This is a genomic window from Streptosporangium sp. NPDC049376 (assembly GCF_044466505.1).
Taxonomy (GTDB): domain Bacteria; phylum Actinomycetota; class Actinomycetes; order Streptosporangiales; family Streptosporangiaceae; genus Streptosporangium.
The window spans coordinates 80,156-99,572 of the sequence record NZ_JBITMT010000022.1; the positions used below are offsets into that span (position 1 = coordinate 80,156).

The following is a 19,417-nucleotide window of genomic DNA, read 5'->3' on the forward strand; positions in this document are numbered from 1 at the left end:
GGTGCCGCCGGGCGTACGCTGTCCGGATGATCAACCCGATCGAGCTCGTCATATTCGACTGCGACGGTGTGCTCATCGACAGCGAACGCCTGGCAGTACGCCTCCACGTCACCGTGGGCGCCGAGCTGGGCTGGCCGCTGACCGAGGCCGAGGTGATCGAGAAGTTCGGCCGCACCGGGATTTACCGGTACTTCGAAGGCCGCGTCTTCAGCGCCGGTGAGGTCGCGCGCGGCAAACCGGCCCCCGACCTGTTCCTGCACGCCGCCAGGAGGATGGGCGTCCACCCGTCGGCCTGCGTCGTCGTCGAGGACAGCAAGTACGGAGTCCAGGCGGCACGCGCGGCCGGCATGTGCGCCCTCGGATACGCCGGCGGACTCACACCCGCGCGCTGGCTCGAAGGACCGAACACCTCGGTCTTCGACGACATGCGCGAACTCCCACGACTCCTCGCGGGAGCCTGACCGCCCACGACCTCACCGCGCACCTGTCAGAGGCCACGGGGTTGCTGTCTTCGGACATGTGGGGTGTTCACCCGCAGGTCCCGGCCCAGGCGGGCGCCGGGTTTTCGCACAAGGCGAGGTCACGTCCGGTGACCGGGTGCCGTACGTCGACGCCGTTCACGGTTGTTCGTGGAGGTAGAACACCTCGGGGTCACCCTCGTCGAGACCGTGAAGCATGCCGATGGGCAGCCATCCGGCCCGTTCTAGCGCGGCACCCGACCCCGGGCCGTCGTTACGGCAGCCAGGTCTCGTGCAGGTGCAACCAGGTGGTGCCCTGGAAGACCACCGTGGACTGCCGGGTCCGATCCGGCTGGACCTCCTGGTAGGTGGCCACGACGAAGGCGCCTTCGGAGGCGACGATCCGTACGTTGCGGATCTCGATGGTCACCCCCGGCGCGCTGCCGTGGAGCGCCTCGACCTCGGCGAGGACCTGGTCGCGGGAGAGCGTCGGGCCGTCGGGGGTGCTGAGCGTGAAGCCGGGGCCGTGGGCGTCGGCGAAGGTGGCGAACTCCTCCCGCGCGAGGGCGCCGGTCAGCCAGCGTTCGATGACCTCGTGGTGGCGGACGATCTCCGCCTCGACGCCGTTCACCGGGCCGCCCACGGCTGGGCGGCGATCCAGGCGCGTAGCGGCGTCAGCCGCAGGCCCAGCAGGCCGGCCACGGCGGGATCGGCCGCGAACAGGTCGCGGTCGACGGCGGCGTGGCGGTAGGTGTCCGCCACCGCGGCGGCCGTCGGCGCGCCCAGCGCCGTCGCCAGGCCCGACTCGAACTCGGCCGGGTCCTGCGCGGCGTAACGGGCGCCGAAGGCGGCCGCCAGTTCGTCGCCGGTCACCATGTCGGCCCCGCCGAGCCTCAGTACGGCGCCCTCCAGACCGTCACGGACGAGCGCGGCGTGCGTGGCGGCGCCCAGGTCGTCGTGCGAGAGCCAGGCCACCGGCAGGTCGGCGGGCAGCGGGTAGCGCAGCACGCCCTCGGCCGCCAGCGGACCCGTCACCCAGGGCGCGGCCAGGTTGTCCAGGTAGAGCGGCGGGCACAGCACCACGACCGGCAGACCTGCCGACCGCAGCGTCCGTACCGCCCACCGGCGCGTCTCGAAGGCGGCCACCCGCGTGGCGGCCTCGGGCAGCCGGTTGGCGGTGTTGAACACCAGCCGCCGCACCCCGGCCGCCAGCGCGGCGTCACGCACATGGTGGACGTAGGCGGCGACCGTGTCCGGCTCGAAGACCATGGGCAGCGTCACCGAGGCGTGCGTCACCCCGGCGAAGGCCGCCTTCACCGCCTCGGCGTCGCCGAGGTCGCCGACGACCGGTTCCACCCCGTGGGGCACCCGGCCGCTCCTGGTCAGGCCGCGCACCGTGTGTCCCTCGGCGACGAGCCGCCGCGCGACCGCGCCGCCCTGGGCGCCTGACGCGCCGATCACAAGAAAGGTCATGCCGGAAAGTCTCGACCGAGCCCGCGATATGCTCGATTAAGTGAAATATCGGGTTATTTAAGGATCGTCCATTGGATGATGACCTGCTGAGCGCCCTGCTGGCCCCGCTGCGGCTGGAGGGGGTCTTCCACAGCCGCTGGCAGGCGGGGTCACCCTGGGGCATCGCGGGCGAGGCCGAGGACTGCGCGCTGCTGCACTACGTGCAGGAGGGAACCTGCGCCGTCGAACTGCCCGGCGCCGAGCCCGTCCTGCTGCACGCCGGAGACCTGGCCGTCTTCCCGCACGGCAACGCCCACCGGCTGGGCGACCGGCCGGGGCGCCCCGCCGTACCGCTCTCCACACTGCTGCCCGAACGGCCGCCGGGCGGCGTGACCACCGTCGAACTCGGCGGGCCCGGCGAGCGGACCGTCCTGATCTGCGGTGGTCTCCACTACGACCGGGCCGCCATCTCGCCGATCTACCGGGCGCTGCCGCCCGTCCTGGTGCTCGACAAGGCCACACTGGACGGCCACGGGCTGCTCGGCGGCACCCTCGGACAGCTGGCGGGCGAGTGGGACCTGGCCGAACCCGGCGCGGCGCTGGTCGCCCTGCGCGCCTTCGAGCTGGTCTTCGTGCTGGCGCTGCGGGCCGCGGTGGGGGAGCTGGCCGAGGGCTCGCCGGTCCTGCGGGCGCTGTGTCACCCCGCGATCGGGACGGCGCTGCACGCCGTACAGACGAGGTTCGCCGAGCCCTGGACGGTGGAGTTGCTGGCGGCCCAGGCCGGGATGTCGCGCTCGGCGTTCGCGGCGACCTTCCGCGAGTTGGTCGGCGAGGCGCCGATCCGGCACCTGACCGCCCGCCGCATGCAGGAGGCCGCCCGCCTGCTGAGCGAGACCACACTCGCCCACAGCCGGATCAGCGAGCGCGTCGGCTACCACTCGACGGTCGGCTTCCACCTGGCCTTCCGCCAGTGGTACGGCACCACCCCCGGCGACTACCGCCGCCGCTGGGCCCCCGGCTTTCAAGAAGACTGAACAGCGGCTCCTCCACCCACTGGCGATCCCCAACGGCCAGGAACTCCCACGGCCCCGGCCGCCACTCGGTCGTCAGGGGGTACGGCGACGCGGCACGGGCACCTCGGCGACTTTGGCGATGGCTTCGACCCCTTCAGGGTGATGAGGAATCCCTGCAATCACGGGTACAGCCATGTCGCCGTCTACACGTTGCGAACCCTTCAGGGTGATGAGGAACCGGCGGTGTACTGCAGGCGCCCGCGATGGGACACCTGTTGCGAACCCTTCAGGGTGATGAGGAACGGTGGAGCACTCCGGCGTCGGCGTGACCTGGCTGATGTTGCGAACCCTTCAGGGTGATGAGAAACAGACCCTCGACCGGGGCTCACTGTCCTGGATCGAGTTGCGAACCCTTCAGGGTGATGAGGAACCTCGCTACGGGGCGTTCTGCCCTAGTCCCGCAAGGGGGTTGCGAACCCTTCAGGGTGATGAGGAACCCGGGGGCGGCCCTTCGGAAGCTTCCGGCCCGCGTTGTGAACCCTTCAGGGTGATGAGGAACCCGAGATGACCACGCAGCCCCGGCCACTCGTGAACACGTTGCGAACCCTTCAGGGTGATGAGGAACCCGAGATGACCACGCAGCCCCGGCCACTCGTGAACACGTTGCGAACCCTTCAGGGTGATGAGGAACCTGACCTTCAGGAGCCCCCGTGAACGCCAACCAGATCGCGTTGCGAACCCTTCAGGGTGATGAGGAACCCGAGGGTAAAGTCCCAGGTCGGGTGGGGTCGTGGAGGGGCAGGAAGGACTGTTTCTGCAGCAGTCCGGCGGTAGCGCAGATATGCAGGTCAGAGCGTTGATCATCTTTAGGGTACGGCCTCGGGACGTGGGGCTCTGTCCATGATGGCGGGCTCGTGGGTGAGAAGTCGAATGTTCCGAGTTTTGCGTCGCTTATGAAGGCGTTCCACTCGGAGGCGATGAAGGTCAGGGCTGGGTTGGAGGGGTCTTTGCCGCCCGGGGCAGCTTCAGGTGTCCGGGCTCTCTGCTTTCCTCGGGCGGTGGGATGTGGTGAGGATGTGTTCATGGGCCAGGCAGAGGTGAGCCGTCTCAGTCCCGGGGATGCTCGGGAGCAGTTCGATGAGATTCAGCAGGTCTACGCTGTAGCGTTCCCGAATTACGACCTGGGCGACCATCGGCGGCGGACTCTTCGGCAGATCGAGTCGGCTGGGTTCGAGGCGGTGACGGTGCGGGAGAACGGGGTGTTGGTCGGCTTCGCCTACGGCCTGCCGCTCTCCGCGCGTTCGACGTGGTGGAACGGGCTCCGGCCGCTCCAACCTGACGGTTTCGCCGTCGAGACCGGGCGGCGGACGTTCGCGGTGATCGACTTGGCGGTGTTGCCGTCCCATCGTGGCCGGGGGCTTGGCAGGCGTCTCATGAATGAGCTTCTCAGGTCGCGTCCCGAGGAACGGGCGACGTTGGCCACCGTTCCTGACAATCGCGAGACGCAGCGTATGTATGAACGTTGGGGGTGGAGCCTGGTAGGCCGGGTTCCGGGAGTCGAGGGCGAAACCTCGGACGCGTTCGACCTTTACGTGATCGCTTTACGGCCTGGGGCGCCGACCAGTTCCCGATAGTCGGCTACTACGCGTGTGGTTTGTTCAGCCACAGGTACCGCCTCGAAGACCTCGTTGGCCAGCCGTGTCACCATGGTGGTTCGCTGCTCGGCTGGGTGATTCTGATAAGCGGCCTGGGCGTAACGTACGCCCTCGATCACATCACCGGAACGTACGTGTCCCACGGCCTGAAGAAGAGCCAGCTGAACCCGAAACCGGGTATCGGAATGTTCCAAAATCTGTTGCGTTTGATTGACGGAGTGATCAAGCCGATCGCGGTCGCCAAGATGGGCATAGACCCATGCTTTCGTATAGCCCAGTCGTTCGGCTCCCCACCCTTCGATGGACTGAACGTTGCCGGTGACCGCTCCAGGCAAACGTTCGAATACCTCGCCGCAACGCTGGAGTTCCGCTGTTGCTTCTGTAGCCATTCCGGCGGTTGCCAGCACCTGCGCGCGGGTTGCCGAGATCCCGGCGACTCCCTTGTAAGCGGAGTCGCCATATCCGCTGAGCGCGGCGTCGGCGTGACGCAGGAGAACCGGCGCGGGGCGCTGGTCGTAGAGCCCATGAATCAATTGCTCCGCTTTGATCCACAACCCTAGGTCAGGGTCTCCGGACAGCTCCGCAGCATCCGAAGCGGTCGCCCACCACTGCCGGGCCTGCCGGGACTGCTCCAGGTTGCACAGTGTCTTCGCCATGAGCAGCGACAGGCCACCGGTCACCCGGCACCATGAGCGGAACATCCGGCTGCGATCTCCCGCACGGGACATGGCCTGCCTGACCGCTACGAGATCGGCCGCCACCTCGCCGAGCATCTGCTGCGGAGGGGTCAGCAGGTAGCCGTAACCGTGCTCGGAGACGGTCTCCTCCCACATCTCCACATCAAGGCATTCGTCCCGTCCCAGCGACAGGCCGACGCTGTCCCGGATCGTCTGGAGCGAGTCGAAGACCGGAGACGAGGAGACGCCAAGCGCCGCCAGCGCTTGCAGGAGCCTGCGTCGTTCCATCTCATCATCCTCGTGTGACGCCCTTTTCTTGGAGAATAGGACGTCTTCGTGGAGATTGAACACCTGGGCGTAAACCGCTGCCCAGTCGCGGGGGTAATGCTTACCTTTCTCCCAGTCACGGATCGATCGGGCCAGGGAGTCGACCATCGAAGGGTCGTGCCCGGCCTCGGTGAGCAGGCGGCGGGCCATCTCACTTTTGTTCCACCGGCGCTTTTCACGCTCGGACTGCAAGCGTGATGCCCATGCCGGACGTTCTGGCAGAGATGTCCCCATATCGCCCGCCCATCGGAGAAGGGGCGGGGAGAAAGTCTCCGCCCATGTCTCCGCCATTTTCCGTTACGGACGGTGCTTTCGCTGAGGTTCACTGTCAAAGCCCTAAAACGACAGCGGCCCCGGACGCGGTGATAACAGCACCGGCCGGGGCCTTGATCAGGAAGGTAACTCCTGACGTGAGCAAGAGTAGTGCTCCAGGCTCCGGCCCGGACACATCGATCCGGGACGGCTGCGGCTGCTTTGCCGGTGCCGTCCCCCTGCCCATGGGGTGCGCCCGGTGTGGGCATGCCCCCTATGCCCACGGCTGCCCACACCAGGACGGGCACGAGTACGTGCAGCCGTCCGGGCTGCTGATGAACGCCCGCCTCCAGGCCCGCCGCGAGCACGGCCCGCAGTTCCTTCCCGCTCCTCGGCCTCCGGTGGAGGTCGCTCCCGCCGAGGTGATTCCGTTGGTGCCTGCTCAGCGGCGTCCCGAGCCCGATCCTGAGCCGGAGGCACCCGCGATGGCCCCGGCCGCGAGCGCTGTACCGGATGGTCCTGTGGGGGTGGCTGGGTCAGATCTGGTGCTGGGGCCTGGTCAGGGTTGTCCTATTTCCGAGCCGGAAGCGCCCGCGCTGGTCCCGGCTGCGAAGGCCATACCGGATGGTCCTGCGGAGGTGGTTGGGCCAGGCCTGGTGCCGTGTCCTGGTCAGGGTGGTCCTGTTCCCGAGCTGGAGGCGTTCTCGGTGGTCTCGGCCGTGAGTGCCGTACTGGACGGTTCTGCGGAGCCGGTTCCTGTGGATGGCCCGGTCGCGGTTCCGGAGTCTGAGCCTGCCGCGCCGGTACGGCCTGCCCAGGCTCCGGTGTCCAGGCGGGTTCGGCGTTCGTTCCCCACGGTTCCTCGGCCGGGGATCACCTGGACGAGGGTCCGTCCGCCCGGTCACTTCGGTGTACGGCCCGCGAGCGGCGGGCCGCCTCGACGCGGAGACCGATGTCACGTTCCCCGTGCTCAGGCGGTCTGTCGGCCTGGTGCTCGCGGTCCTCGGTCTTCGGCTGTGCCGTACGGCGCGCGGCTTCTCTCTTGTCCCGCAGGGCAGGCCCGTCTGGCGATCACCCTGGCCAGGCACGCCTCTGGTCGGATCTTGGAGGTCCAGATCATGCACGACACCCCCAACCGCCCGGTGATCCCGGGCTGGCGGTTGCTCATCAGCGACACGGGCCGGTTCTGGGCCTTCCGCAACCACCTCTTTCCCCGCGTCGCCGTACGGGCCGGGGCGCAGTCGGCTGTGGACGCCGACACCTTCGACGAGGTTCAGGAGGCCGTGGCCGAGCAGGAGAGGACCGCTCGCGACGCCGTTGCGGGGGTGACCCCGTGACCGGACGGCACCGGGACGGTCTGCCGTACGCGCCGGTGTATCGGCGGGTGTGGGATGGGCCCGCGCGGGCGGAGGCCGAGCGGATCGACCAGGCGTGGGCTGACTGGACGGTGCTCTACAGCCTGGGACGACGCGCTTTCTACGCGGTGGCGGCCTGGGAGGGCCCCCGGCCGGTGATCGTCGCGGACCCGACGGCCGAGGGGTTGGAGGAGCGGATGCGGGAGGCGGAGATGATCAGGGCGATGCGGCTCGCGGCGCCCGCGTCGAAGCCTTCTCCGGCGACGGTTCGGCGTGAGAGGGGCTGGGCCGGTCGTCCGTCTTCGGAGGCGCGGAACGAGGTGGTCGCTGAGGGGCCCAGCGGTGAGCGCGGTTCACCGACCGGGGAAACGGCGTCCGCCGGGGGACGCCGTTCGTCGGGTGAGGGGATGGTGCCCGCCGAGGGACGGCGTTCGCCGGGTGAGGGAGCGGTGTCCGCCAGGGATAGGCGCTCACCGGGTGGGAGGGCGGCATGATGCCAACGGCCTGGACGGCGCGTCAGGATTCTGAGTTTTCCGATCGGACCTGTGACTCCCTGCAGACGGCTCATCCCGGATGGCTGGTCTTCCACAGCTCGCGGTCCGGCCTGTGGAGCGCCTACCGAAGCGCCCTGCCCGGCAGGCCGTGTCCCGGGGACGTGCTGCTGGTGCGGGCCGGGTCGGCTGAGGAACTGGACCGTAAGTTGAGCGCCCAGACGCTCCCGGTGGTCCCGCCGAGCATCCAGGCCGTCGCCGTCGCCCGCGCCCTGCGAGCTCGAACCGCCCGGGCCTCCCGGGTCGTTCAGGCCGTGTGCCCCGGTCAGGCCGTCGCGCCGGGTCGGGCTACGGCGTTGCGCAGGTTGCTGCGCTCTTGAGGCCGGTACGGCGGGCGGTGGAACGTCATCCCACCCGCCGCCCCGCCGTACCTCGTGAACGTGCGGCTCAGGTGGGAGGGACCTGGGCCGCACACCCTCGCAAGACGGTTCCCGCACACGCCGAGTGTGCTGGGGAAGAGGGAGCCGTCTGGCGCACCGGTCTTCCTATAAGGAAGGCCGGTCCTCCTCCAGGGTGTCCGGCCCGTGCTCCCCGGCTCCGGGCCGGGCACCCGTCCTTTCGTCACCGCTCCACCCGACCCGAACGATCAGGAGCCCCGGTCGAATGGAGCCCGGCTTCATGGCCCGGATGAAGGTCGGCCAGAACGAAGACGATCGGACCTCGCGGTTCGAGCGATCGGGAACCCCGGCCCGAACGGCGACGGCCTGAGCGAAGTGTGTTCCTTGTCCGCCTCCGAACAGAGATCACCGTGACCGACGACGAACGACGCCTGATCGACCTGCTCGTCAGCACTCATCCGGCCTGGCGGTACGAGGAACGGAACCTGCCAGGACTTCCCAGGTGGTGGGCCGTCCGCTACGAACCGCTACGCCTCGACCAGCGCAGGGCCGGGGCCCGCGATGCGCTTGGCCGTACGACTCTCCACCGGCTGGCCAGAGCGCTGGCCCGGCACGACGAGATCCTCCACCGCAGCCGCTACTGACCCCCTACGGAGCCCCCATGTCCCCCCTCACGGCCGTCGCCCCCGACGGCACCTTCTCCACCGGCCCCGGCACCACCGAACGACTCCTCACCCCCGGCGAGGTCGCCCGGATCTTCGGCGTCGACCCCAAGACCGTGAACCGCTGGGCGCTGACCGGCCGCATCCCCTCGGTCCGAACCCCCAGCCGCCAACGCCGCTACCGGGAAACCGACATCAAGGCCCTCCTCAACGGCTCGACTCCCTGACCACGACGTCAGGGGCACGAACGTCTGAGCGTGCGTTAAGCGAGCTGACGCTCTCTTCGTCGTCGCGGTCGGTTGGATGAGGTCCGCTGGTCGGACGGCCACCGTTCGGCCTACGGGCGCGGCGGCGGGCTTCACGCCGTAGGGCCTTACACGGATACCTACTGTCGAAGGTCCTGTCGAAGATCGGTCGTCGCGGGACCGGCTGGGACGGCGGGGGTTCGAGGCCATGTCCAGGCGGAGCGCAGGACGAAGGCCAGGAGCAGCACCTCGATTCCGATGGAGAGGCCATAGAAGGAGGCCCAGTCCCAGGTCTCCCCTACCGCGTTGAACACCGAGTAAGGGATGTAGAGCGATGCGACGACGAGGTTCGTGGCGCGGTTCACCCGGGCGGGCAGCGTCATGGAGAGCATCACCATCAGGGCCGGGATCGCTACGGACGCGAGCATCACGGTCAACAACGTCGGGCTGACGTCGAACTCGAAGACGACACCGGCGCGGACGCCGTCGATGACGCCGGGCTTGTAGAGGTGGAAGTAGTCGACGTAGATGTAGAGGAACATGAAGCCGGCCCATGCGGCGGCGAGCTTGGCCTGAACGGGGACCGGCGGGTCGTCGAGCAGGTCCGGGGTTTTCGTTCGGATGGTCACCGGTTCTTCTTTCGGGAGGAGCGGTCCCCTGCGCCGGAGCGGCGGCAGGTTCGGGCGTGCACACGCACGGGTCCGGGCGTCAGACGGTGACGACGACCTTCCCCCGGGTGTGGCCGGCCGCGACGTGGCGGAGGGCGTCAGGCGCTTCGTCGAGGGGGTGGGTGCGGTCGATGACGGGCTTGACCTGCCCGGTCGCGAGCAGGTCGGCCAGGGTGAGCAGGTCCTGGCGCTTCCCGACCGACGTGAAGGGCTTCAGCCGCTGACGGGTGAACCCGGACAGCACGCGCGCTTTGACGATCCGGCCGAGGGGGCCGATCCGGCGGCCGCCGCGTCCGCTGTTGGGGATGAGGGTGCCGGTGGGCGTCAGCGCTCGGCGGACAGCCGCCAGGGGCTGGGCTTCCACGTTGTCGAGGATGACGTCGTAGCGCTTCCCGGTGCGGGTGAAGTCGGTCTCGGTGTAGTCGACGACGTGGTCGGCGCCGAGTGACCGGACCAGGTCGACGTTGCGGGTGCTGCACACACCCGTCACCTCGGCGCCGAACGCCTTGGCGATCTGTACGGCGAAGGAGCCCACGCCGCCCGACGCGCCCGTGATCAGCACCGTCTGGCCCGGTCGAACGTTCGCGATGTCGCGCAACGCCTGCAATGCCGTCATGCCGGACGTGGGCACCGCCGCCGCGTCCACGTCCGACAGGTTGGCGGGCACGGACACGAGGTGGTCCGCCGGGACGCGGGCGTACTCCGCGAGCGTTCCCGTGGTGCTCCAGCCGAACACCTTGTCGCCGGGTCGGAGGGCGGTGACGTCCTTCCCGACCGCCGCCACCACACCGGCGAGGTCCCTGCCAGGGATGCCGTGACGCGGCCGGCGGAGCCCGAACACCAGACGCACCACGTACGGCTCACCGGTCATGACGAAGTAGTCGCCAGGATGTACTGCGGTCGCGCCCACCTGGACGAGCACATCGCCTCGACCGGGCAGCGGTAGCCCGACCTCGGCCATCACGAGCACGGAGGGCGGGCCGTAGCGGTGCTGGACGGCGGCCCGCATCGTCGCCGCCCCGGCCGGACTCGCCTCCGGCATTCGTTCAGTCCCCACAGAAGCCTCCTCCGAGCCGCGACGCCCGCTGTTTCGTACACCGTACGTCGTACACCGTACGAACACGTACACCGTACTATGGACGTACGCTGTACGACTGTCAAGCCGTACGAGCGAGCGAGGAGACCCGTTGGCTGCGAGGGAACAAAGGCGGGTCGCGTCCGACGCGGGGCTGAGCAAGCAGCGGGTGGTGGAGGAGGCGATCCGGCTCGCCGACCGCGAGGGGGTCGACGGGCTGAGCATGCGCCGGCTGGCCGGCACGCTCGGCGCGGGCGCGATGTCGCTGTATCACTACGTGGCGAGCAAGGAAGAGCTGCTGGACGCCATGATCGACGTGGTGTTCGAGGAGATCGAGCTCCCGCCGGAAGGGACCGACTGGCAGTCGGCGATACGACGGCGGGCGGTGTCCGCCCAGCAGGTTCTCGCACGCCACCCGTGGGCGAACGGCCTGATGGAGTCGCGGACATCGCCCGGGCCCGCGACCCTCCGCCACCACGAGGCGGTCACCGCCTGCCTGCGGAGGGCCGGTTTCTCGGCCTTGATGGCGACGCACGCCAACTGGTTGCTCGACAGCTATGTCTACGGTTTCGCCCTGCAGGCGGCCAGCCTGCCGTTCGGCACCGCCGATGAGCTCGCGGACGTGATCGAGGACGCCTACCTACCCCAGCTTCCTCCTGACGAGTTCCCCTACCTCAACGAGTCCGCCGCGGCGCTCGTCGCCGCCGGCTTCGACCCGGCGAAGGAGTTCGTCTTCGGCCTCGACCTCGTCCTGGCCGCCCTTGAGCCCCTGCGAGTGCCTCAGTGAGCCCCCATCCGTGATGCCGTTAGGTGATCGGGTGGCTTTGTAGCGTCCCCGCCACCACGACCGGCCGGGACGTCGCCAAGAAGGTGCCGGGAAATCGCCGGGCGATCCCGTGGGCGGTCTGGAGGGCGGGCCGCCGATCCGCGGCGCCGGTGGCAGGCCTCAGGTTTTCTCCTCCCGCGAGGCGCAGCCGTTCAGGATGGTCCTGACCAGGGCCTGGACGACGTCCCGGTCGACGGTCTCCGGTGGTGCGGTGACCAGGGTGAACAGCGCGCCCCCGTAGAGCGCGATCAGGGTGGGAATCTTCTCGCGGGGGAGGGTGAGACCGAGTTTGTCGTGCTGCCCTGCGGTGATCCGTACCGCCGCGTCCCCCAGGCCCGCGAGGGCCGAGGCGAGCGCCGGGCGGCGTACGGACTCCAGCTGGAGCTCGAAGATCGCCAGATAGCGGTCGCGCAGTGTGGTCGCCGCCGTGAACAGCGACTCGGTCAGCAGGTCGTCCAGCGTCGCGGGCCGGTCGGTGGCCTGGTCGGTGGCCTGGCCGGTGTCTGTGTGGTGCAGCTCGACGACGCGCTCCGCAGCGGCCACCAGCAGCGTCTCCCGGTCACGGAAGTAGTTGGAGGCGGTTCCCGGCGGAAGGTCCGCCTCCTTCTCCACCGCGCGGTGGGTCAGCCCGTGCACGCCCGACGACGCCAGCAGCGCGATGGCGGCATCGGTCAGGGCGCGGCGACGGGCCGGATTGGTGGGCGGCATACGGCCACGCTATACCAGTAGGCGTACTAGTACGATCGTAGTGAATCGAGGAGGTTCCATGAGGATCGTGGTGGTCGGCGCCGGGCTTGGAGGAGTGGTGGCCGCGGTCGGGCTGCATCGCCTGGGCCATGAGGTGACGCTCTTCGAACGCGGCGCCGAGCTCAGGGAGGCGGGGACCGGGATCGTGGTCATGCCCAACGGGCTCCGGGCACTGGACACGCTGGGGCTGGCCGAGGACATCCGTGGGCACGTCATGCGTGAAGGCCGTGGAGGGCTGCGCGACCGGCACGGACGGCCGCTGCTGATCACCGACGTGGCCCGGGTGCGGGAGCGGATCGGGATTCCCGTCATCATCGACCGGGCGCGTCTGCACCGGGCGCTACGCGCCCCGCTCCCCGCCGAGCGGGTGCGAACCTCCACCCCGGTCGAGCGTCTGGAACCCGACTCCACCGGGGTGACCGTGATCGCCGACGGTGAGCCCGTCGCCAGGGCGGACGTCGTGATCGCCGCCGACGGCATCGGCAGCAGGCTGCGGGCTCAGCTCTTCCCCGGCCACCCCGGGCTGCGGCGGACCGGCCGGATGGATCTGCGCGGCATGCTGCCCCGCCCGCCCGGTCTGGTGACGGACCTGCTCACCAGCCAGCTGGTCGACCGCCGCACCGGGGCGATGTTCGGCCTGTACCCCGTCGGCGAGGACCTCCTGTACTGGTTCACCGACTCCGTCCTGTACGGCACGCCGCCGGACGCGGCGGAGGCGCGCCGGTGGATGCTGTCCCTGACGGCCGACTGGCATCCCCTCGTCGCGACGCTGATCGAGGCCACCCCGCCCGCCGACATCTACGTCGACCCGATCGCCCGCCTGGCCGCGCCCCTGCCCTCGTTCGCGGTCGGCAGGGTCGCGCTCCTCGGTGACGCCGCGCACGCCATGCCGCCCGACCTCGGCCAGGGGGCCAGCCAGGCCTTCGAGGACGCCGCCGCGCTGACCCGCCACCTGACCGGCGCGGAACCGGCGGACGCCGCCCGGCGGCTCCTGCGTTACGACGCCGAGCGCAGGCCCGGCGCCAACCGCATGATGCGGGCGGCGTCCCGGCAGTCATGGCTGACCTCCCGGACCGGCCTCGCCGCGTCGCTGCGTGACGCCCTGCTGCGCGCGGTACCGTCCCGGCTGGCCACCCGGCAGCTCGCCGCCCTCTGGCGCGTCTGACGTCCGGCGCCGTGACCGGGAGCATGCTCGGGCGCGTTCTCCGAGAAGGCTCAGGGAAGCTCGGATGGAAAAACCATTACCCTTCGAACTCGATCCATTACATACTGTGCTGGAAGTGCCTTGAGGGATCTTCCTTAACCACCCAGAAAAGGAGAAACCACCATGAAGGTAACGACCTCCACCGCCCGGATCGCCGTCGCCGTCGGCGCTCTCGGGCTCATCGCCCTGGCCTGCGCGACCCCTGCCTCGGCCGCCGTCCCCACCTCGACGACCACCGCGACGGCCGGCGACATCTGCCTGTGGAGCGGGCGCAACTACACCGGCGCCTCGTGGTGCTGGAACCCCGGCAACGGCTACGTCGACGTCCCCCCGGCCCTGCACGACAACGTCGGCTCCTTCAAGGCCGACGCCAACGGCTGCTTCATCAACTGGATCCACGTCCCCGACCGCAGGGAGACCCGCGTCGTCCGCAGGGGCGACTACCGCAGGGTCTACGACAACGACTTCGGCGGCAAGATCGACGCGGTGGCGCCTTCCTGCTGATCCGGCGACATCCCGTCAGACAAGGAACCCGGGTCGTACGCGGCCCGGGTTCCGTCTGGGCGGGGTCAGGCTCCGCCGAAGGTGAAGCGGAGCAAGCCCTTGTCCAGGCGGGCCATGCCGGGGATCACCCGCATGATCCCGCAGCGGATACGTTCGCCGCGCGGCATCTTCGCCACCTCGGGAGAGGTGATCAGCCGTTGTCGCTCGACGAGCCGCAGGTCGGAATTCCAGCGCTCCACGTCGTGTGGGTCGTCGAACCCCTCGTTGACGGGAGCCCCGATCGTCCTGATGGCCGGTACGACCCTGCGCATCAACCGGCTGGAGAGCTTGGAGAAGCCCAACAGGAGGATCTCGCCTCTCTCGAAGTGGGCGGTGATCCGGCGCAGCAGCCTGACGAAGGTGGGCCTGGTCATCCACGGGTAGAGCCCGTCCATGACCACGACCACCGGCCGATCCGCCGGCAGCGCCTCCAGCCAGCCGTCCTCGTCGAGTGACAGGGCCAGCGCGTGGACGCGGTCGGTCTCGTCGTAGAGCTTCGCGCGTACGGCCATGATGCCGGGCAGGTCCACGTCGTACCAGTCCACGCCGGGCGGGGGGTCGATCCGGTAACCGCGGCTGTCCAGCCCACATCCGAGGTCGAGCACGACCGCGTCCGGGTGGCGGGCGACGAACCGGCGCACCCATCGGTCGAAGTGGACGGCCCTGATGCTGACGTTGAGCCGCTCCTTCTCCTCCAGCCGGGGAGTCGGCTGCAGGCGCCGCCAGTCGTAGTCGAGGGCCTGGGCGGCCTTCTCGGCGTACGGGTCTCCCAGGATGGGGTCGTCCGACCTGGCGTCCAGTGCCCGTGCGTGCAAGGTGATGAGAGAGGTCTCCTCGATGCCGGAGAGCCCGGCCGTACTGATGCCTGGCATGGCAACCGCCGTTTCCCTGATCGCTGAAAACTTTACCAACGATAGCTTTAATGCGGCCGTGCGGCTCTGGCAAGCGCTAAATAGCAAGATCCTTGGATGATTACGTGATTCACGGTTAATATGATCAAGAGGGCGTGGCCGGATCAGGTACGGTCGACGCGTCGTGGATGGACGGAGGGGCGGGGCGGATGCCGGAGGTTGAGCAGACGCGATCGCGTCCACGACGCGGCAGGCCGCCGGGAAACCGGCGCGCGTTGATCCTTCGCGAAGCCGCCCGTCTGTTCCACGAGCGCGGATTCCACGGGACGAGCATCATCCAGATCGGTGCCGCGGCCGGAGTGAAGGGGCCGACGGTGTATCGGCACTTCCCCGACAAGAACGCCGTGCTGGTCGCCCTGATCGAGCAGAGCGCGGAGCGCTCCGAAGCGGAGATCGCCGAGATCGTTCGCGAGGGAGGAAGCCCGCGCGAGGTTCTGGAGCGGCTGGTCCACGCCCAGGTCCGCCAGGCCGTCGACGACGGTCCGCTGTCCGCGGTCGCCGCCCGTGAGCTGCGCAGTCTGTCCCCCGAGACGAGCGAGCCACTGCTACGGCGCGGGCGGGCCAACCTCCAGGAGTGGGTGCGCCGAATCGTCGGAGCACGACCCGAGCTGACCGAGGACGAGGCGCGGGCGCTGGCGGTCGGCGCGAAATGGCTGATCTTCACCGTCGCGACCGGCCACGTGGGACTCGACGACCACCTGCTGCACCGCCTCATCGTCCGCATGACACTGGCCATGCTCCTGCCCGGCCGCTCGCACCGGGCTCCGGCGGACCCGGCACCCGCGGTGACGCCCGCACCTCTGGCGGACGGCGACCGGCGTGAACTGATCATCCGGGAGGCCGCGTGCCTGTTCGTCGAGAAGGGCTACCACGCGACCGGCATGGACGAGATCGGCGAGGCGGTGGGCGTCACGGGGCCTGCGCTCTACCACCACGTCAAGGGCAAGGACGAGCTGCTGCTGGCGGTACTGCAGGTCGAGGCCGACCGCGCCGAGGCCGAGGTCGCGGAGACGTACGTCGTGGACGGCCCGGCGGAGCGGCTCCTGGAGGCACTGGTACGCAGGCGGGTGCGCAGGGCGCTCACCGACGCCCACCTCATGGCGGTCGTCGAGCGGGAGTCGTACGGCCTGCCGCCGCGACGGCGACAGGCGCTGCTCCGCCGCCGACGGCTCAACCACGAGGAATGGACGCATCTCGTCTCCGAGTCTCGTTCCGACCTGCGCGACCCCGAGGCCCGCGCGGTGGTCGACGGAGTCAGGGCCCTCATCTTCGGCCTCGTCATGTCCGGCACGTCACTCGTCGGCGACCGGCTGGAGGCCGTGACACTCGATGCGGCGCTCGCCGTACTGTTCCCGGCCGAGGCGGGGGAAGCCGTCGGCCGGCCGAGGTCGTGTGGTTAGGTGGCGCATGGACATCGACCTTGACGCGCTCCGTGCCGCGTTCGACGTCGGGACGTGCGCGCCGCCCCTGGGCTGGGAAGCCGTGCGTGCCTTCGAGGCGGAACACGGGATCGTCCTGCCGGAGCCGTACCGGACGTTCGTCGCCGAGGTCTGTGACGGGTCCCGCTCGGGGCCGCCGGACTTCGGGCTGGTGCCGTTGGCCGAGCTGCCCAGGGACTGGGGGGACCGTCGGCCGCGACGGGTCCTGGCCCTGCCCTTCCCGCTGACGGCGGTGTGGGCATGGGAGGACGATCCACGCCCGTCGGAGGAGATCGACCCTCTGCTCGAACGGGTCTTCTACCACGGCTCGATCGTGCTGGGCACCGACGGGTGCGGCATGTACTGGCACCTCGTCGTCAGCGGCCCACACCGGGGGCACGTCTGGCAGATCAGCGGCGAGGGCGCCGTCCCCTTCGGCGCGGAGTTCGGTACCACCACGGGGAGTTCGGGGTTCGCCGGATGGGTCGAGCACTGGGTCGCGGGGAGGCCCTGGTTCGACGTCTGAGGGTCGCGGCGCGGCGCCGTCCGGTCGAGCCGCTCACCGGGCGCGACCGGCGACCACGGCGGGATCAGGCGCGACCGTGACCCGGCACGACCAGGCCGCCCTCGTAGGCCGCGATCACGGCCTGCACCCGGTCACGCAGGCCGAGCTTGGTGAGGATGTTGCTGACGTGGGACTTCACGGTGTGCTCGCTGAGGACCATCGTGGCGGCGATCTCGGCGTTGGACTGTCCCAGGGCGATCATCCGCAGGGTCTCCTGTTCCCTGGCGGTCAGCATGTCGAGTTCTCCGGCCGGTGGCCTCACGGCCTGGACCCGGGAGGTGAACTCGGCGATCAGCTTGCGGGTGGCCGAGGGGGCCAGCAGCGACTCACCGGCCGCCACCACGCGTACGGCGTGCACCAGGTCGTCCCGCCGTACGTCCTTGAGCAGGAACCCGCTCGCGCCCGCCCGCAGCGCCTCGAACACGTAGTCGTCGAGGTCGAACGTGGTCAGCATGAGCACCCGGCACGGCGTCTCGGCCGAGACGATCCCGGCCGCCTCGATGCCGTCCATCCTGGGCATCCGGATGTCGAGCAGCAGCACGTCCGGCCTGTGCGCGCGGGCCGCCTCGACGGCCTCGACCCCGTCCCCCACCTCGGCGACGACCTCGATGTCGGGCTGGGCGTCGAGGATCATGCCGAACCCGGTCCGGACGAGCTCCTGGTCGTCGGCGATGACGACACGCAGGCCGCTCACGCCGCCACCCCGAGGGGAAGACGGACGACGACCTCGAAGCCGGGGCCGTCGGAGCGCGGTCCCGCCGAGGCGGTGCCGTGGCAGGCGGCGGCGCGCTCACGGATGCCGATCAGGCCGTTACCGCCACGGGGGAGCGCGCGCGAGGCTCCCTTGCCGTCGTCGGTGATGTGGATCATGAGTTCGTCGTCCCGCCAGTCGAGTCGGATGTCGGCGCGGGTGGCGCCGGAGTGCTTGACGATATTGGTGAGCGCCTCCTGGGTCACCCGGTAGGCCGCGACGTCGACGTCACCGGGGAGCGGGACGGGGGTGCCGGTGACGACGTAGTTCACGGCCAGCCCGGGGTTCGCGACCTGGTCGGTCAGACCGGGCAGGTCGGCGATCGTGGGCTGCGGCGCGCGCTGCCCCTCGCCCTCCTTGAGCACGCCGAGCAGCCTGCGGAGCTGAGTCATCGCGTCGCGCCCCGAGGCGGCGATCGCGTCGAACGTGGCCTCGGCCCGGTCGGGATCGGTGCGCACCACGACCGGCCCGGCCTCGGCCTGGACGACCATGAGGCTGACCGCGTGGGCCAGGATGTCGTGCATGTCCCTGGCGATGCGGGCCCGCTCACGCTCCACGGCCCGTTCGGCCTCGATCCGGCGTTCGCGCTGGAGCTGGGCGGCCCGCTCCTCAAGGGCGGCGGCGTGGCTCCGGGAGACGGCCGCGGCCCGGCCGACGGCGTAGGCGGCGACGAACAGCACGACGCCGCGCACCGCCGTGTCGGACGACCCGGTGAACGCGAGCCCGCCGACGGTGGCCACGGCCAGCGCGATGACACGCGGCCACCAGGAGGCGTAGGCGGCGGCGGAGTACATCGCCACCAGCGCGCCGTACCAGACGGGCTGGGCGGCGACCCGGTCGGACAGGTCGTAGAGGGCGACGGCGCCGAGGGTGACGATGAGCGTGACCACCGGTGCTCGCCGCCGCCACATCAGGGGTACGGTCGCCGCGAGCACGACGGCGTACCCCCACCAGCTCAACGACTCCTGGGCGGCGGAGAGGAGCGGCCAGAGTTGGACCACCAGGACCAGCGCGGTGAGTGCCACGTCCAGCTGGAGTGCCGGGATGGCGCGCAGCCGATCAAAAAGGGGCATAAGGCGCATTCTCTACTCGTCACACAGAAGCCGGTACGGCGGGCTCGACCACACGGTGCCGACCGTCGGCCAGACGGGACTCGCGGGACACCCGGGCCAGTGCCAGGAAGGAGACCAGCAGGCAGGCGCCGCCCAGCGGCATCAGGTCCTTGTCCACGAACGGCACCAGCACGTCGGCGATCACCAGGACGGGCGTCCACGCCTTGACGCGGCGCTGGGCCGCCAGCTGTACGACCAGGCCGATCTGGGCGACGAAGAACAGCAGCGGACCGAAGTCGTAGACCACCTGCTGAACGCCGGGAACCGCCTGGACCTGGTCGAACAGCACGCCCATCTCGGCGTGGTCGGCTGCCTGGAACCCCAGGACGATGTCGATGGAGAACTGGGCGATCAGTGTGGCGATGCCGACATATCCGGCGGAAGCCAGCCCGGTGGCCAGGGGCCCGCGACCGGCCAGCCTTCGCATCTCGTGGAACGCCATGGCGAAGAACACCAGGGCACCGATGAAGGCCAGGTGCCCGGTCGTCCAGGCGACGCCGGGGCCGCGGACGCCGTCCAGGCCGTCGAGGATGCGGAGCACGCCGTAGGCGAAGGTGAGGACGGGGGCGGCGACGAAGGCGATACGGGGGTTCATCTCGTTGACTCCTTGGT

Annotated in this window: 23 protein-coding genes and 1 CRISPR repeat array; of the genes, 13 read left to right on the plus strand and 10 right to left on the minus strand. The window is 69.9% G+C overall.

Annotated features, from left to right (window positions below; translation table 11 throughout):
* The first annotated feature begins 26 nt into the window (after positions 1-26).
* The gene (locus ACIBVQ_RS34670) at positions 27-461 is read left to right on the plus strand and encodes an HAD-IA family hydrolase (RefSeq protein WP_399182751.1); all 435 of its coding nucleotides are present in this window, start codon (positions 27-29) and stop codon (positions 459-461) included.
* A 271-nt stretch (positions 462-732) separates the two neighbouring features.
* Here ACIBVQ_RS34670 and ACIBVQ_RS34675 read toward each other — a convergent pair whose 3' ends face one another.
* On the minus strand, positions 733-1,089 hold the full coding sequence (locus ACIBVQ_RS34675) for a DUF4440 domain-containing protein (protein ID WP_362911361.1): 357 nt from the start codon (positions 1,087-1,089) through the stop codon (positions 733-735).
* A complete protein-coding gene (locus ACIBVQ_RS34680; RefSeq protein ID WP_399182754.1) occupies positions 1,086-1,931 on the minus strand; it encodes an SDR family oxidoreductase in 846 nt (281 codons plus the stop codon). Before ACIBVQ_RS34680 ends, ACIBVQ_RS34675 begins: the two co-directional genes overlap by 4 nt.
* A 71-nt stretch (positions 1,932-2,002) precedes the next feature.
* Here ACIBVQ_RS34680 and ACIBVQ_RS34685 point away from each other — a divergent pair, with 71 nt between their 5' ends.
* Together ACIBVQ_RS34685 and ACIBVQ_RS34690 are read left to right on the plus strand one after the other, a co-directional pair.
* Complete coding sequence (locus ACIBVQ_RS34685; RefSeq protein ID WP_399182756.1) at positions 2,003-2,944, plus strand: AraC family transcriptional regulator; 942 nt, start codon at positions 2,003-2,005, stop codon at positions 2,942-2,944.
* Positions 2,945-3,065: 121 nt separating this feature from the next.
* Positions 3,066-3,683: direct repeats of the CRISPR family, unit length 29 nt; unit sequence GTTGCGAACCCTTCAGGGTGATGAGGAAC.
* A gap of 322 nt (positions 3,684-4,005) precedes the next feature.
* Positions 4,006-4,557 carry a GNAT family N-acetyltransferase gene (locus tag ACIBVQ_RS34690; RefSeq protein ID WP_399182758.1) on the plus strand — a complete coding sequence of 184 codons (552 nt, stop codon included), beginning with the start codon at positions 4,006-4,008 and terminating at the stop codon, positions 4,555-4,557.
* On the opposite strand, the gene ACIBVQ_RS34695 is transcribed toward ACIBVQ_RS34690, so the two are convergent.
* Positions 4,512-5,774, minus strand: a complete 1,263-nt coding sequence (locus ACIBVQ_RS34695) for a hypothetical protein (protein WP_399182759.1) — start codon at positions 5,772-5,774, stop codon at positions 4,512-4,514. The genes ACIBVQ_RS34690 and ACIBVQ_RS34695 overlap by 46 nt on opposite strands.
* Positions 5,775-6,937: 1,163 nt before the next feature.
* Between ACIBVQ_RS34695 and ACIBVQ_RS34700 the strand changes: the two genes are divergently transcribed.
* The 5 genes from ACIBVQ_RS34700 to ACIBVQ_RS34720 all read left to right on the plus strand — a co-directional run bounded on the left by ACIBVQ_RS34700 (position 6,938) and on the right by ACIBVQ_RS34720 (position 8,967).
* Positions 6,938-7,171 carry a hypothetical protein gene (locus ACIBVQ_RS34700; protein WP_399182761.1) on the plus strand — a complete coding sequence of 78 codons (234 nt, stop codon included), beginning with the start codon at positions 6,938-6,940 and terminating at the stop codon, positions 7,169-7,171.
* The gene (locus tag ACIBVQ_RS34705; protein WP_399182763.1) at positions 7,168-7,683 is read left to right on the plus strand and encodes a hypothetical protein; all 516 of its coding nucleotides are present in this window, start codon (positions 7,168-7,170) and stop codon (positions 7,681-7,683) included. The genes ACIBVQ_RS34700 and ACIBVQ_RS34705 overlap by 4 nt, the downstream gene beginning before the upstream one ends.
* Complete coding sequence (locus ACIBVQ_RS34710; RefSeq protein ID WP_399182765.1) at positions 7,680-8,060, plus strand: hypothetical protein; 381 nt, start codon at positions 7,680-7,682, stop codon at positions 8,058-8,060. The genes ACIBVQ_RS34705 and ACIBVQ_RS34710 overlap by 4 nt, the downstream gene beginning before the upstream one ends.
* A 428-nt stretch (positions 8,061-8,488) precedes the next feature.
* Entirely contained in the window at positions 8,489-8,722 is a 234-nt protein-coding gene (locus ACIBVQ_RS34715; RefSeq protein WP_390040393.1) for a hypothetical protein, read from the plus strand.
* Positions 8,723-8,739: 17 nt separating this feature from the next.
* Positions 8,740-8,967 (plus strand): BldC family transcriptional regulator, encoded by a 228-nt coding sequence (locus ACIBVQ_RS34720; protein WP_399182767.1) that lies wholly within the window; start codon positions 8,740-8,742, stop codon positions 8,965-8,967.
* A 158-nt stretch (positions 8,968-9,125) separates the two neighbouring features.
* Here the strand turns inward: ACIBVQ_RS34720 and ACIBVQ_RS34725 are convergent, their stop codons facing one another.
* Positions 9,126-9,614 carry a DUF6326 family protein gene (locus ACIBVQ_RS34725; RefSeq protein WP_399182769.1) on the minus strand — a complete coding sequence of 163 codons (489 nt, stop codon included), beginning with the start codon at positions 9,612-9,614 and terminating at the stop codon, positions 9,126-9,128.
* A 79-nt stretch (positions 9,615-9,693) separates the two neighbouring features.
* Complete coding sequence (locus ACIBVQ_RS34730; protein ID WP_399182771.1) at positions 9,694-10,710, minus strand: NAD(P)-dependent alcohol dehydrogenase; 1,017 nt, start codon at positions 10,708-10,710, stop codon at positions 9,694-9,696.
* 130 nt (positions 10,711-10,840) lie between these two features.
* Here ACIBVQ_RS34730 and ACIBVQ_RS34735 point away from each other — a divergent pair, with 130 nt between their 5' ends.
* Positions 10,841-11,515, plus strand: coding sequence for a TetR/AcrR family transcriptional regulator (locus ACIBVQ_RS34735; RefSeq protein ID WP_399182773.1), 675 nt, complete (start codon positions 10,841-10,843; stop codon positions 11,513-11,515).
* A 159-nt stretch (positions 11,516-11,674) separates the two neighbouring features.
* Here the strand turns inward: ACIBVQ_RS34735 and ACIBVQ_RS34740 are convergent, their stop codons facing one another.
* Positions 11,675-12,262, minus strand: a complete 588-nt coding sequence (locus ACIBVQ_RS34740) for a TetR/AcrR family transcriptional regulator (protein WP_399182775.1) — start codon at positions 12,260-12,262, stop codon at positions 11,675-11,677.
* 58 nt (positions 12,263-12,320) lie between these two features.
* Between ACIBVQ_RS34740 and ACIBVQ_RS34745 the strand changes: the two genes are divergently transcribed.
* A complete protein-coding gene (locus tag ACIBVQ_RS34745) occupies positions 12,321-13,466 on the plus strand; it encodes an FAD-dependent monooxygenase (protein WP_399182777.1) in 1,146 nt (381 codons plus the stop codon).
* 162 nt (positions 13,467-13,628) lie between these two features.
* Positions 13,629-14,009, plus strand: coding sequence for a peptidase inhibitor family I36 protein (locus ACIBVQ_RS34750; protein WP_362911384.1), 381 nt, complete (start codon positions 13,629-13,631; stop codon positions 14,007-14,009).
* Positions 14,010-14,074: 65 nt separating this feature from the next.
* Here ACIBVQ_RS34750 and ACIBVQ_RS34755 read toward each other — a convergent pair whose 3' ends face one another.
* A complete protein-coding gene (locus ACIBVQ_RS34755) occupies positions 14,075-14,920 on the minus strand; it encodes a class I SAM-dependent methyltransferase (protein WP_399182779.1) in 846 nt (281 codons plus the stop codon).
* A 254-nt stretch (positions 14,921-15,174) separates the two neighbouring features.
* On the opposite strand from ACIBVQ_RS34755, the gene ACIBVQ_RS34760 reads away from it, so the two are divergent.
* Positions 15,175-16,359: a TetR/AcrR family transcriptional regulator gene (locus tag ACIBVQ_RS34760; RefSeq protein ID WP_399182781.1), complete on the plus strand. Its 1,185-nt coding sequence runs from the start codon at positions 15,175-15,177 to the stop codon at positions 16,357-16,359.
* Between the two features lie 7 nt (positions 16,360-16,366).
* Positions 16,367-16,903 (plus strand): SMI1/KNR4 family protein, encoded by a 537-nt coding sequence (locus ACIBVQ_RS34765; protein ID WP_399182783.1) that lies wholly within the window; start codon positions 16,367-16,369, stop codon positions 16,901-16,903.
* Positions 16,904-16,967: 64 nt separating this feature from the next.
* Here ACIBVQ_RS34765 and ACIBVQ_RS34770 read toward each other — a convergent pair whose 3' ends face one another.
* Genes ACIBVQ_RS34770 through ACIBVQ_RS34780 form a run of 3 tightly spaced genes read right to left on the minus strand, consistent with a single transcriptional unit; the run spans position 16,968 to position 19,400 of the window.
* Positions 16,968-17,636, minus strand: a complete 669-nt coding sequence (locus ACIBVQ_RS34770; RefSeq protein ID WP_399182785.1) for a response regulator — start codon at positions 17,634-17,636, stop codon at positions 16,968-16,970.
* On the minus strand, positions 17,633-18,766 hold the full coding sequence (locus ACIBVQ_RS34775) for a sensor histidine kinase (RefSeq protein WP_399182787.1): 1,134 nt from the start codon (positions 18,764-18,766) through the stop codon (positions 17,633-17,635). The genes ACIBVQ_RS34770 and ACIBVQ_RS34775 overlap by 4 nt, the downstream gene beginning before the upstream one ends.
* A gap of 19 nt (positions 18,767-18,785) precedes the next feature.
* Positions 18,786-19,400, minus strand: coding sequence for a hypothetical protein (locus tag ACIBVQ_RS34780; RefSeq protein ID WP_399182789.1), 615 nt, complete (start codon positions 19,398-19,400; stop codon positions 18,786-18,788).
* Between the last annotated feature and the right edge of the window lie 17 nt (positions 19,401-19,417).

Bases quoted from the DNA above. Each gene is read 5' to 3' on its own strand.
- ACIBVQ_RS34765 (WP_399182783.1), top strand. From the start codon at position 16,367: ATGGACATCGACCTTGACGCGCTCCGTGCCGCGTTCGACGTCGGGACG.
- ACIBVQ_RS34720 (WP_399182767.1), top strand. From the start codon at position 8,740: ATGTCCCCCCTCACGGCCGTCGCCCCCGACGGCACCTTCTCCACCGGC.
- ACIBVQ_RS34775 (WP_399182787.1), bottom strand. From the start codon at position 18,766: ATGCCCCTTTTTGATCGGCTGCGCGCCATCCCGGCACTCCAGCTGGAC.
- ACIBVQ_RS34750 (WP_362911384.1), top strand. From the start codon at position 13,629: ATGAAGGTAACGACCTCCACCGCCCGGATCGCCGTCGCCGTCGGCGCT.
- ACIBVQ_RS34710 (WP_399182765.1), top strand. From the start codon at position 7,680: ATGATGCCAACGGCCTGGACGGCGCGTCAGGATTCTGAGTTTTCCGAT.
- ACIBVQ_RS34680 (WP_399182754.1), bottom strand. From the start codon at position 1,931: ATGACCTTTCTTGTGATCGGCGCGTCAGGCGCCCAGGGCGGCGCGGTC.
- ACIBVQ_RS34690 (WP_399182758.1), top strand. From the start codon at position 4,006: ATGGGCCAGGCAGAGGTGAGCCGTCTCAGTCCCGGGGATGCTCGGGAG.
- ACIBVQ_RS34755 (WP_399182779.1), bottom strand. From the start codon at position 14,920: ATGCCAGGCATCAGTACGGCCGGGCTCTCCGGCATCGAGGAGACCTCT.
- ACIBVQ_RS34670 (WP_399182751.1), top strand. From the start codon at position 27: ATGATCAACCCGATCGAGCTCGTCATATTCGACTGCGACGGTGTGCTC.
- ACIBVQ_RS34740 (WP_399182775.1), bottom strand. From the start codon at position 12,262: ATGCCGCCCACCAATCCGGCCCGTCGCCGCGCCCTGACCGATGCCGCC.
- ACIBVQ_RS34745 (WP_399182777.1), top strand. From the start codon at position 12,321: ATGAGGATCGTGGTGGTCGGCGCCGGGCTTGGAGGAGTGGTGGCCGCG.
- ACIBVQ_RS34780 (WP_399182789.1), bottom strand. From the start codon at position 19,400: ATGAACCCCCGTATCGCCTTCGTCGCCGCCCCCGTCCTCACCTTCGCC.